At 39.5% G+C, this 11,958-nt stretch carries 13 protein-coding genes; 6 read left to right on the top strand and 7 right to left on the bottom strand.

Annotated features, from left to right (window positions below; translation table 11 throughout):
* Nucleotides 1–118 precede the first annotated feature (118 nt).
* Together H561_RS0103875 and H561_RS0103885 are read left to right on the top strand one after the other, a co-directional pair.
* Nucleotides 119–1,648, top strand: a complete 1,530-nt coding sequence (locus H561_RS0103875) for an aldehyde dehydrogenase family protein (protein ID WP_027385823.1) — start codon at nucleotides 119–121, stop codon at nucleotides 1,646–1,648.
* A gap of 382 nt (nucleotides 1,649–2,030) precedes the next feature.
* Nucleotides 2,031–2,414, top strand: coding sequence for a DUF779 domain-containing protein (locus H561_RS0103885; RefSeq protein WP_027385824.1), 384 nt, complete (start codon nucleotides 2,031–2,033; stop codon nucleotides 2,412–2,414).
* Between the two features lie 5 nt (nucleotides 2,415–2,419).
* Here H561_RS0103885 and H561_RS0103890 read toward each other — a convergent pair whose 3' ends face one another.
* Both H561_RS0103890 and H561_RS0103895 read right to left on the bottom strand, forming a co-directional pair.
* Nucleotides 2,420–2,893 carry a hypothetical protein gene (locus tag H561_RS0103890; protein WP_162143020.1) on the bottom strand — a complete coding sequence of 158 codons (474 nt, stop codon included), beginning with the start codon at nucleotides 2,891–2,893 and terminating at the stop codon, nucleotides 2,420–2,422.
* Nucleotides 2,894–2,989: 96 nt separating this feature from the next.
* A complete protein-coding gene (locus H561_RS0103895) occupies nucleotides 2,990–4,189 on the bottom strand; it encodes a dicarboxylate/amino acid:cation symporter (RefSeq protein ID WP_027385826.1) in 1,200 nt (399 codons plus the stop codon).
* Nucleotides 4,190–4,281: 92 nt separating this feature from the next.
* On the opposite strand from H561_RS0103895, the gene H561_RS0103900 reads away from it, so the two are divergent.
* Genes H561_RS0103900 through H561_RS0103910 form a run of 3 tightly spaced genes read left to right on the top strand, consistent with a single transcriptional unit; the run spans nucleotide 4,282 to nucleotide 6,078 of the window.
* The gene (locus H561_RS0103900; protein ID WP_027385827.1) at nucleotides 4,282–5,202 is read left to right on the top strand and encodes a DnaJ C-terminal domain-containing protein; all 921 of its coding nucleotides are present in this window, start codon (nucleotides 4,282–4,284) and stop codon (nucleotides 5,200–5,202) included.
* Nucleotides 5,203–5,205: 3 nt separating this feature from the next.
* Nucleotides 5,206–5,508 carry a chaperone modulator CbpM gene (locus H561_RS0103905; RefSeq protein ID WP_027385828.1) on the top strand — a complete coding sequence of 101 codons (303 nt, stop codon included), beginning with the start codon at nucleotides 5,206–5,208 and terminating at the stop codon, nucleotides 5,506–5,508.
* A gap of 45 nt (nucleotides 5,509–5,553) precedes the next feature.
* On the top strand, nucleotides 5,554–6,078 hold the full coding sequence (locus H561_RS0103910) for a hypothetical protein (protein ID WP_027385829.1): 525 nt from the start codon (nucleotides 5,554–5,556) through the stop codon (nucleotides 6,076–6,078).
* A 51-nt stretch (nucleotides 6,079–6,129) separates the two neighbouring features.
* Here the strand turns inward: H561_RS0103910 and H561_RS0103915 are convergent, their stop codons facing one another.
* Entirely contained in the window at nucleotides 6,130–7,113 is a 984-nt protein-coding gene (locus tag H561_RS0103915; protein WP_027385830.1) for a PLP-dependent cysteine synthase family protein, read from the bottom strand.
* Nucleotides 7,114–7,280: 167 nt separating this feature from the next.
* Nucleotides 7,281–8,510 (bottom strand): ABC transporter permease, encoded by a 1,230-nt coding sequence (locus tag H561_RS0103920; protein WP_027385831.1) that lies wholly within the window; start codon nucleotides 8,508–8,510, stop codon nucleotides 7,281–7,283.
* A 4-nt stretch (nucleotides 8,511–8,514) separates the two neighbouring features.
* On the opposite strand from H561_RS0103920, the gene H561_RS0103925 reads away from it, so the two are divergent.
* Entirely contained in the window at nucleotides 8,515–9,711 is a 1,197-nt protein-coding gene (locus H561_RS0103925; protein WP_027385832.1) for an exo-beta-N-acetylmuramidase NamZ family protein, read from the top strand.
* 91 nt (nucleotides 9,712–9,802) lie between these two features.
* Here the strand turns inward: H561_RS0103925 and H561_RS0103930 are convergent, their stop codons facing one another.
* From H561_RS0103930 to H561_RS0103940, 3 genes are read right to left on the bottom strand one after another with little or no spacing between them, the layout of a single operon-like run.
* Nucleotides 9,803–10,009 (bottom strand): hypothetical protein, encoded by a 207-nt coding sequence (locus H561_RS0103930; RefSeq protein WP_027385833.1) that lies wholly within the window; start codon nucleotides 10,007–10,009, stop codon nucleotides 9,803–9,805.
* Between the two features lie 4 nt (nucleotides 10,010–10,013).
* Nucleotides 10,014–10,643 carry a DUF3575 domain-containing protein gene (locus tag H561_RS0103935; RefSeq protein ID WP_027385834.1) on the bottom strand — a complete coding sequence of 210 codons (630 nt, stop codon included), beginning with the start codon at nucleotides 10,641–10,643 and terminating at the stop codon, nucleotides 10,014–10,016.
* A 12-nt stretch (nucleotides 10,644–10,655) separates the two neighbouring features.
* Entirely contained in the window at nucleotides 10,656–11,831 is a 1,176-nt protein-coding gene (locus tag H561_RS0103940) for a thioredoxin family protein (protein WP_027385835.1), read from the bottom strand.
* Nucleotides 11,832–11,958: the final 127 nt, after the last annotated feature.

An 11,958-nucleotide genomic window follows, 5' to 3' on the forward strand; every position in this document is an offset into this window, starting at 1 on the left:
GTTAATGAAATGATAAAATTCGTGGTACGTACGATTATGAAGTTTTTTTGTACGATTGTGCTATACGATTAATGTAGGGAACGGTAACTTAGGATCATCAAAAATTAAAATTATTAAAATGAGTACAGTTACAGAACAGGAATCAGGAACCATTTTACAGTGGCCTAAATTTAAAAGCAGATATGATAATTATATTGACGGGAAATACACCGCACCGGTAAACGGGCAATATTTCGATGTGGTTTCTCCGGTAAACGGGAAAAATTTCACCCAGGCAGCACATTCGTCCAAAGAAGATCTGGAACTGGCTGTCAATGCTGCGGAGAAAGCATTCCAGACCTGGAAAGATACTTCATCTACGGAAAGAAGTATTATTTTAAACAAAATAGCCGACAGGATCGAGCAGAACCTTGAAGATCTGGCGACCGTCGAAACCATTGATAACGGTAAAGCGGTAAGAGAAACGCTGGCCGCGGATATACCGCTGGCTGTTGACCATTTCAGGTATTTTGCTTCTGTGATCAGGGCAGACGAAGGGTCCCACAATGAACTAGATAAAGATACCGTTTCTCTGATTGTTCATGAGCCGCTGGGTGTCATTGCCCAGATTATTCCATGGAACTTCCCGATACTGATGGCCGTATGGAAACTGGCACCGGCGCTGGCAGCAGGGAACTGCGTGGTTTTAAAGCCGGCAGAAAGTACACCGATTTCCATCCTGGTCTTAATGGAGCTTGTCGGAGACCTGCTTCCTCCGGGAGTTGTTAATATCGTCAATGGCTTCGGCGCAGAACTCGGAAGGGCACTGGTGACCAATCCTAAAGTGAACAAAGCGGCATTCACGGGATCTACGGCTACAGGCCGTCTGGTGATGCAGTATGCTACAGAAAACATCATTCCGGTAACCCTGGAGCTGGGTGGTAAGTCCCCGAATGTTTTCTTCAGTTCGGTAATGGATGCAGATGATGAATTTTTGGATAAAGCAATTGAAGGAGCTGTCCTTTTTGCCCTGAATCAGGGGGAAATCTGTACCTGTCCGTCCAGATTGCTGGTTCAGGAAGATATTGCGGATGCCTTCATAGCAAAAGTAATCGAAAGGGTAAAAGCGATTAAAGTAGGAAACCCGCTGGATAAAACGGTGATGATGGGCGCGCAGGCTTCCAAGATCCAGAAAGATAAAATCCTTTCCTACATCCAGTTAGGAAAAGAAGAAGGTGCGGAAGTGCTGGTCGGAGGTGATGTCAGCCATATGGGTGAAGACCTTGAGAACGGATATTATATCCAGCCGACTATCTTCAAAGGAAACAACAGGATGAGGATTTTCCAGGAGGAAATTTTCGGGCCGGTACTGGCATTCACTACATTCAAGGATGAAGAGGAAGGTATTAAAATTGCCAACGATACGATTTACGGATTGGGAGCAGGCGTGTGGACAAGGGATGCACACCAGCTGTATAATGTTCCGCGTAAGATCCAGGCGGGAAGAGTCTGGGTAAACCAGTACCATTCTTATCCTGCAGGAGCGCCGTTCGGTGGATACAAGCAGTCGGGAATCGGCAGGGAAAACCATAAAATGATGCTGGACCATTACCGCCAGACCAAAAATATGCTGATTTCATACAACAAGAACAAATTAGGATTTTTTTAAATAAAGTTAGGGCGTGCCCGTTTATTGCCTCAGCTAAACAGGGCCGGGGCAAAAACGGTCGGGCTATGCAGGGCTCCACTTCGTTTCGGTGCTACGCTTCGCTTCGCACTCTTGCTTTCAGCAAGACCCTTTCTATCCCTCACGCAAAATACGGTTTAACTTATAGGGTAAGGAACAGGAATTGCAGCAGATTTACAGATAATGCTGAGGTAAACAAGTATGATAAACGCTAAAGGTCCGGCTGAAATTAATTGGCCGGACTTTTTAATGTTAATAAACACCATTATGGAAGAAGGTAAACAGCCACTTCACTTTAAAAATATTTATTAAAAAATTACGTCTTTACAACGAGCCGGAATCAAATCCATAAAAATCAAATAATATGCAGATCACAATATCCAGAGTATCCGTTACGGAAAAAGCCCTTGAGGTTATTTGGGAACTCGAAAAAAAATACGGCGAACTTATGTTCTACCAGGCCGGGGGCTGCTGCGAAGGTACCCAGCCGCAATGCTTTGAAAAAGGAGGCTTTTACCCGAGAATGAATGATGCCATGATTGGAACCATCAACGGCCATGAATTCTGGATTGACCGGGATCTTTTTGAATACTGGCAGTATTCACATTTCACACTGGATGTTACCGACGGTTTCGGACCGGGTGGTTTTTCCCTGGAAACCCCATTGGGAAAAACGTTTAAAGTGCATTATAAGCTTTTTAACAAAGAGGAATATGAAAATTTAGAGCCGGTAAAACGCAGTGAATAAATAGATTATTTATAATTTTTGAATTGACTATTTTTTTGAAGCATGAAATTTATTTCTCTTTCAAAATCATATTTATCTCTTTTTATATTTCTTTTTAAAATAAAATACTCGCTGATTCCGATGATGCATGGAAAAGCAATAATAAAATAATTATTATAATTTACAATCTCTGCTGCAGAAATAGTTAGGAAAAGGAGCAGTGCTAAGATGGCAGTCAGAAAATGGAAAGTGAAAGGAGTAAATTCCATCTGAATATAGGTTGTATTATCTTTTTCTGAAATATTTCCTTTTATAATGCAATGAAAAACATTATAATCAAAAAAATGTCTTCTTCTTTTAATTATAAAATCATTTTTATTAACAGTTCCCCTGTATTCAAATCTTGTAGGGATACCGTAATCAGGAATTAATGTGATGAATGTTGTATTAGTGCTATAAGTGATCTTTTTCAGACTTGCAAAGAAATGAGATTTTTCCATCTCAATGTTAAAACTCAGATGGTCATATAAGCCTATAAATTTATAAAAGGGATTCATGTTAATCTCAATACAATTTAATATATTCTATCTGCTCAATTAAACCTTCACAAACCGGTTCACAAACATTGAAGCCACCAACTGGCCGACTGCATTAAGAACCGTAGCCAATGGGTCTACCAGCGTCCCGATAATCATCACGGCCGGAATCGCTTCCTGAGGTAATTTGTATACTGAGATCATCAGCATTTCACCAATATACCCGCCGTTCGGGATTCCGCCTGCCACAATGCTTACGAAAACCGTAATTCCCAAAGCCAGCAGAAGATTGACTGGATCGAAGAAATCCCTTCCGATAATCAGGAAAGCCACATAAATTTTGATGATTGAAGACATCGAAGAACCGTTTTTATGCAGGGTCGTCCCGATAGGGATTACGATATTGGCGATTTGATTTGGAACTCCGATTTTAGATGCTGCCGCCAGATTCGCAGGCATCGTGGCAAAACTGCTGCAGGTACTCAGAGCGGTTAGGGTAGGATAAACAGCATTTGTCCAGAAACTTTTTACGCCGTTGCGGCCTTTGGCAATGAAAGCATACAGGGAAAAGAAAACCAGGAAATACACAATTCCGGCTGCATAATATAATCCTAAAGGTTTTGCATAAAACCCGAATAACTGAGGCCCCAGAGTAGCCACCTGATACGCAAAATATGCACCCAGGCCAATAGGAGCGATATTCATGATCAGCATAAGGAGTTCTTTCATCACTTCATAGCCTGAAGCAATGAACATCCTGAAAGCCTGGCCTTTTTCATCCGCTTTTCTGGCGGCAAAACCGGTCATGAAAGCAAAAATCAACAGAGCCAGCATATTCTGCCTGGAAAAAAGCTGTGTAAACTCCCCGACAGTAAAAAAGCTGACAATCCTGTTTCCCCAGCTGTCATTATTTATAGCTTCTTCAACCATTGCCTTACTTCCCGAAATTCCTGAAACCGGAAATAAATAAACAGTACCAATCGTAAAGATGGCAGCGGTAAGAATGAAAAAAAGAAAGGTGAAAGCCATGGTCACCATAATCTTCCCGAATTTTGATTGCTGCTCCAGTGAAGCAATAGAATTGGAAACGGCAAAAAATACCAAAGGCACGACACTGACAAAGAGAAGATTAAGGAAAATATCTCCCAAAGGTTTTACATAATCAACGACAGCGGGGGCAACGATTCCGAGAATGCTTCCCGCAATGATGCCCGACAGTAAAAGTAAAATACCGGAGTAGTTTCTGATGATCTCTTTCATACAGCGCTTTTACTCAAAGGTAGGTTTATTTTTAACATTCCGTTATATATTTTTAAGTCTTAAAATGCTTAAATTTGGGTAAAAAGGTTTCTATGGCTTATATTGATTACTATAAAATTTTAGGCGTAGACAAAAACGCAACCCAGGACGATATTAAAAAAGCGTACCGGAAACAGGCAAGAAAACTGCATCCTGATCTTAATCCCGATGACAAAGAAGCGGAAAGGCAGTTTAAAGAGCTGAACGAAGCAAATGAGGTGCTCAGCAATCCGCAAAACCGTGCGAAGTATGATAAATACGGAGAACATTGGAAGCATGGCGAAGAATATGAAAAGGCACAGCAACAGCAGCAAAGGCAATATCAGAATGAGAGCGGGAACTTCGGAGGCGGATTTTCAGGAAATGATTTCGGGGAAGACGAAGACTTTTCAGATTTTTTCCAGAGCATGTTCGGCGGTGCGGGAGGAGGCTTTGGCAGAAGTTCGAGAGGAAGTGCTTCAGGGAAATTCAAGGGGCAGGATGTACAGGCGGAACTTACGTTAAGTTTAAAGGATGCTGCAGCTACCCATACCCAAACTTTTGAAATCAACGGAAAAAAAGTAAGAATTACCATTCCGGCCGGCGTGCATGACGGCCAGCAGATCAAGCTGAAAGGCCACGGAAATCCTGGGCACAACGGCGGTCCGGCCGGGGATTTATACATCACCTTCAACATTCCTGCAGATCCGGATTTTGAAAGATCCGGTAATGACCTGAAAACAAAAGTAACCGTCGATCTGTATACTGCCGTGTTGGGCGGAGAAGTAAATGTAAATATCCTCAGCGGAAGTGTCAGCCTCAAAGTAAAATCCGGCACACAGAACGGCATGACCGTAAGGCTGAAAGGAAAGGGATTTCCGGTTTACAAAAAGGACGGGCAGTATGGGGATTTATTTGTGACCTATGAAGTAAAACTGCCTACCTATCTTACCGAAAAGCAGAAAGAACTCTTTGAACAACTTAAAAATTCCTAGGCTATGAACGAAAGAATATCGAGGGAAGAGCTCGTAAAAATATACAATATAGAAATCACTTTTTTTGATGAGCTGGTGGATTCCGGTTTACTGAATATCCATACAGAAAATGAAACACGGTATCTGATGTATGATGATTTACATTATTTTGAAAAATTTACCAACTGGCATTACGACCTGGACATTAATCTTCCGGGACTGGAAGTGATCCATGAAATGCTTCAGAAAATGGATGACCTGAAACAGAAAAACCGCGAACTGATGAACAAACTTTCTGTAATTCGTGAAAGATATGAGGATATTTAATTAGTTTTGCAAAAGAACGGTTAAGGCCAATTAAACCATCTTAAGATGAACGACGATAAAATCATCAATTTACAGATCAACAGGAAAGATTTTGAAGACGTCTACTTCAGCGGTACTTCAGGAAGCCTTTTATTTTCATCAGCCACAAAAGGAAAAACCGTTACGACCCTAATTGTAGGTTTGATTCTGGCCATTCTGTTCATCTTTAAAGATGATTTCAGCAAAGAAAAATTCGGGATTTTATATTTTGTCAGCTTTTTATTTCTTCTTTGTGTCATTTTTCTTTCCGTAGCGGTTAATAAAGTGTCACGATGGAAAAAGGAAGTCACTGCCTACCTGAAGACTTTGGAAAACGCGGAAATTTACCAGATTAAATTCAATAAGAAAATTTTTACGGTAAATATCAATAATGAGAAAGAAACCTGTCTTTGGACCGAGTTTACTTCTGCAGAGGCCGGTGAGAAATTTATTGCTCTGGAAGGGAAGTACAATTATATGTTTCCGCAAAAATCAATGAGCCCGGGAGACTACGAAGTGCTGAAACAGGCAGTAAAGAAAAATATCAGATAACAAAAAACTCAGAGCATTTTCTCTGAGTTTTTATTATATAATACAGTCTGGTTAATCCAGCCAGCCCATTTCTTTCATCCACTCATCATTGTAGATTTTTCCTACATACCTGGAACCATGATCGTGAAGAAGAACCACGATTACATCATTTTCCGTGAACTGATCTTTCATCTGGAGTAAAGAAGCAATCGCACTTCCTGCAGAATAACCGCAGAAGATTCCTTCCTCTTTAGCTAACTTTCTTGCATAAATGGCACCGTCTTTATCCGTCACTTTCTCAAAGTGGTCAATCACAGCCATATCGTAATTTTCAGGAATAATATCTTCCCCGATTCCTTCCGTTATATACGTATAGGCGTGATCGTAATGAAGCTCACCGGTTTCGTGGTATTCCTTTAAAATAGAACCGTAGGTATCCACACCGATTACCTTAATGTCCGGATTTTTCTCCTTGAAGAATGTTCCGCAGCCGGTAATCGTACCTCCTGTTCCGGCTCCCACTACGAAATGGGTCAGCTTTCCATCGGTCTGTTCCCAGATTTCCGGAGCTGTTGATTCATAATGAGCAGCTCTGTTGGATAAATTATCATATTGATTAACATACCATCCGTTTTCCGTTTCTTTTGCCAGCCTTTTGGAAACCGAATAGTAAGAACGCGGGTCTGTAGGTTTTACATCGGTAGGACATACAATGACTTCTGCACCTACGGCACGAAGGATATCACATTTTTCTTTTGACTGTTTGGAATTGGTTACAAAAATACATTTGTATCCTTTGATGATCGCGGCAAGTGCAAGACCCATCCCTGTATTTCCGGAAGTTCCTTCAATGATGGTTCCTCCCGGTTTCAATCTCCCGTCTTTTTCAGCATCCTCAATCATTTTCACAGCCATCCTGTCTTTTACGGAATTGCCCGGATTGAACGTTTCTACCTTGGCCAGGACCAAAGCCGGAAAATCTTCACCTAAAACTTTATTAAGCTTTACCAGCGGTGTATTTCCGATCGTTTCAAGAATATTTTCTGCGTATTTCATAAATGTTTTATAAGCCCTGCAAAGATACGGCTTTAAATTTTATTGAGTTTAAGGTTATGATCATAGTATATTAATGACCTTAAGGCTTTAATCGAATTTAAAATTAAAGGTTTCTTAAATCACAATATTAAAATTCAACATCAATCGATATACTATTAGCTATTGATTTAATTGTATTTAATCGCTTTAACCGGAGAAATTTTACTGATCAGATAACTCGGAATGATCAGAGCAAGCCCGGATATAATAAGTATTCCTGCTGAAATAGAGATGATGGCAATAGGATTAAAATCTACCGGAACCGTGCTTACATAGTAGTTTTCAGGATTTAATTTGATAATTCCGAAAACTTTCTGAATCAGGATCAGACTGAGCCCGATCAGGTTTCCGCACAAAAGCCCAGGAATCATAATGATCAGAGTATAGTTGATGAAGGTTGCCCTGATCTGGCCATTGCTGGCCCCTAAAGTTTTCAGCAGGCCAATAGAGTTTGTCCTTTCAATAATGAGAATCAGGAGTACCATAATGATGTTGATCACCACAACAATCAACATGATAATGATAATCAGGGCAATATTGGTATCAAAAATACTGATCCAGTCGGTAATTTGAGGAAATTTTTCGGTTGCTTTTTCCGCATAGTTTTTATAACCGATCAGTTTCTCGATTTCAGGAAAATCACTGTCGATATCATTGATGTCTTTGAAAAAAATATCAATGCCGCCTACTTCGTCCGGCTTCATATCCTGGATTTTTCTGACATGGCTGATGTCCCCGATGACAAACTGGTCATCGATCATCTTAATATCGGTTTTATAGATACCGACTACTTCAAACTTCCTGTAAACAGGCTGCTGGTCAGTTCTTGAAAACACGGTGACAATACTGTCTTTTAATTTCAGATGAAGGTCACCGGCTGTCTTTTGGGAAATAGTCACCCCGTTGTTATATCCGGTTCCGGTTATTTTAGGGGTAGTTCCGGCAATCAGGAATTTTTTAAATCTCAGGCTGTCAAAATCTTTTCCGATCCCCTTAAAAATAATTCCAGCGAAATTGTGTTCGTTTCGCATAATTCCGGTCACTGTTGCATACGTCTGAACAGATTCCACATCCGGCATTTCATTGATCTTTTTTATATCGAGCCCCTGATTGTCAAGAACGGAAGTGTTGTAAGAGGAATTAGACCGTGTGGACTTTACCGTAATGTGTCCGCTGAAATCTGCCAGTCTTTCTTTAATCGCTTTTTTAGAACCGAAACCGGTGGAGACGGTAATTAAAGAGACAATAATCCCTAATGCAACAGAAAGTCTTCCGATGAAGATGATCACCCGTGACAGGTTATTTTTGTTATCTTTGGAAAACGCTATTTTTCTAGAGAAATATAAAGGAAATTTCAAGCTTATGAATTTAGATTTCAAAATTAAAAATTTACTTCTTATTTGCCTAATTTTTTTGGGTGTATTCAATCAATATTATTCTCAGGCTAAAGATCAGCCGGAATTTAAAACCGGGGCAGACCAGCCTGAACTGTATTTACCCTTATTAAAAGGGAAAACTGTCGGTGTAGTTACCAATCAGACCGGATTGATGAAGGACAGAAGCCATGTCGTTGATTTTTTAGTGAAGAACGGTATAAAAATCCAGTCTATTTTTGCACCTGAGCATGGTTTCCGGGGGGATGCAGATGCCGGTGAAAAAGTAAAGAGCGGAGTAGATGTAAAAACGGGAATTCCAATCATTTCCCTGTACGGAAACAATAAAAAACCAAACCCTGAGCAATTGAAAGGAATTGATGTGGTTGTTTTTGATATTCAGGATGTCGGGGTCAGGTTCTATACCTATATTTCAACATTAAGTTATCTGATGGAAGCCGGAGCGGAAAATAATGTAGAGATTATGGTGTTGGACCGCCCCAATCCGCATGACGGCTATACCGACGGCCCGATTTTGAAAAAAAAATGGTCGAGCTTTGTCGGACTGCACCAGGTTCCTGTTGTATATGGTCTGACCATCGGAGAATATGGGAAAATGGTAAATGGGGAGAAATGGTTAAAGAACGGGATTCAGGCAAAATATGCGGTCATTCCTATGAAGAATTATCATAAGAAACGACGTTATCCGATTTCAGATAAGCCTTCACCCAATCTGCCGAATGATATTGCGATTAACTTATATCCGAGTTTATGCTTCTTCGAAGGCACTCAGGTTTCAGTGGGGAGGGGAACAGACCTACCGTTTCAGATTTACGGCTCGCCCTGGACAACCGGTATGCCTTATCAGTTTACCCCAAAACCAAATTCCGGAGCGAAGGATCCTTTCTTAAATGGAAAATTGTGCTATGGTGAAAATCTCTCAGCCCATAAAACAGATTTAAGAGAACTCAATTTAGAGTGGGTAATTAAAGCCTACAAAAACTATAAAAACCCACAAACAGGGTTCTTTTTGAAAAATTTATGGTTTGATACTTTGGCAGGAACCGATGAACTGAGAAAGCAGATTATTTCCGGAAAATCGGTTTCCGAAATCAAAGCATCCTGGGAACCGGATCTGAGAAATTTTAAAAACATCAGAAAAAAATATATTATGTATGAAGACTGATGGTCCGGTATAGTCAAACTAATTCACCTGTACATTATTATAATTTAATAATGTACAGGTGAATTAGTTTGTATTTATAAAAGATGATTGATCAGTCAAAATCCGGTGGCGGATTTTTGTCATTCTTCCCTCTGTTCATAATGACCAACCCTATAGATAATCCGATAACGCCTGCACCAGCGATCATTAATGCTCTTTCTATTTTATCCGGCTGATCATTTCCCAGATAATTCATCAGAAATAAAATGGCAAAAGTGATCATGCAGATAATGATATGGTTTTTTCCGAATAATTTCATGAATTTATTTTAATTGATAAGAAATCATGATACCGCCTCTGTAAGGCAGGATCTCTCCACTTTTATTATAATCTTTAGGAGAATCGTAACGTTTTCCTGTAGTACGGTCATATCCCTTATAAAAATCCTGGGAACTTCCTACGCCGGCGTAGATATCCATATTCCATTTATCGGAAAGCCTGAATTGATACCCTGCTGTAATACCCAATATAACAGAATATCCTTTCTGATAAAGATTTGAGTTAATATAATTAGTACTGGTTTGTTTATCTTTAAAAGCATTATCATTCCAGTAATTCCATTTTTGAGCAATAAAGCGGGAACCTGCAATATTGGCTCCGATATACCAGTGTTTAAAAGCTTCGTCAAAATAATATCTGCCTTCCAGCGAAACTGAATAATACTGCAGCTCATGTCCTCCAAAAGATTTCCACGGAGAGACCAGGACATCTCCCTGCACTGTAAATTTCTTGTTTAACTGATGCTCTAATGCTACATTGACCACTCCGATGGGAATTAATAAGGCATTTCCTTTAATATAAACCCGTTTCTCATCATTCTGTTCCTGTGATTGTTCCTGAGCATTCAGGTTTCCCAGTAGAAATAAGGTCAGGAATCCTGTAATAAACTTCATTTTCGACATTTGTTATTGTATTTCTTGTAATAGTTTCTCAGCTAAAGTAGAATCTTTCTGAGCTTGTGCTGCTAGGTTTCTGGACATTTCGGCGTACGTTTTTGCCATGTCTTTTCTACCCGTCAAGGCATAAATTTTAGCTAAAATATAAGTATTTTCAGAGGTCTCACCACGCATAACGGATTTTTCTGCCCATTCTGCTGCTTTCTTTAACGAAGAAGTGGTTTTCACATGCTCGGAAAATATCCATGCTGCTTTTAGCAGCTCATTAGGTTCGAAAGCTTCCGTATTTTTATAATAGGCAAGTGCTGCTATTTCATATTCCGGAAAATTAGCATTCTGTTCGTAATAACTTAATTTGGTCTGATTAAGTTTCACCTCAGCATCATGCTTTCCAACCAGAGGTTCTGCTGTTTTCATGAAATACTCACTGTTGATCATTTTACTTTGTGTGTCAATAGACTGTTCTACCACCTTAGCCAGCTTCATCTGATTGTCAAATTCCTTATAGGTTTCCTCAGGCAGAAACTTAATGATTTCAGCTTTTCTTTCTATAAAAACATTATAATTTTTATCTTCAGTAGATTTCAGAAAAAATAATAAAAGCCCGACATCATCTTTGGTAAATTCCTCTGTTTTCTTCCTGTTCTCAAAATATCTTTCTGAAGCTTTTTTGGCAAAATCAAAATCTGAGGAAGAATTCAATTTCATAATGTTGATCAGAAATTCAGGATCTTTTTCACCTTTTGCAAAACGTTCTTTCAAAGATCCCTTTTTATTATTAGGAGAATTAATATCCTGGGCCATAGAAAGGAACATACTTTCTTCCATATAACCGAAATTTTGTGAAACAAGTTCTCCGTCTCCGTTCAAAAATAAATAGGTCGGATAGGAACGTACTTCGTATTTAGAAGCAATTTCCCTTCCTTCACCTTTTTCCATGTCAAACCGGGCATTGACAAAATTAGAATTGTAATAGTCTCCGACTGATTTTTGCGTAAAGACATTTCGCTCCATCATTTTACAAGGCCCGCACCATGATGCATAAGCATCAATAAATACAATTTTATTTTCTTTTTTGGCCTTAGCCACAAGGTCTTTAAATGGCAGGTCCTGAAACTGAATCGCTTCCTGGGCAAATAAGGACAGTGTAGAAAATAAAAATAATCCGTAGATCAGCTTCTTCATTTTTTCAGATAAAATTTAAAAAGCGAAGATACTTATTTCAGGTTGACCGATGATGCTTTTTATAAGGTAACATGATGATATTAACGAAATTTTATTACTTTACCTCTATAATATAAAAGCCGGATAA

Origin of the sequence: Chryseobacterium gregarium DSM 19109 (assembly GCF_000430845.1) — a bacterium.
Classification (GTDB): domain Bacteria; phylum Bacteroidota; class Bacteroidia; order Flavobacteriales; family Weeksellaceae; genus Chryseobacterium; species Chryseobacterium gregarium.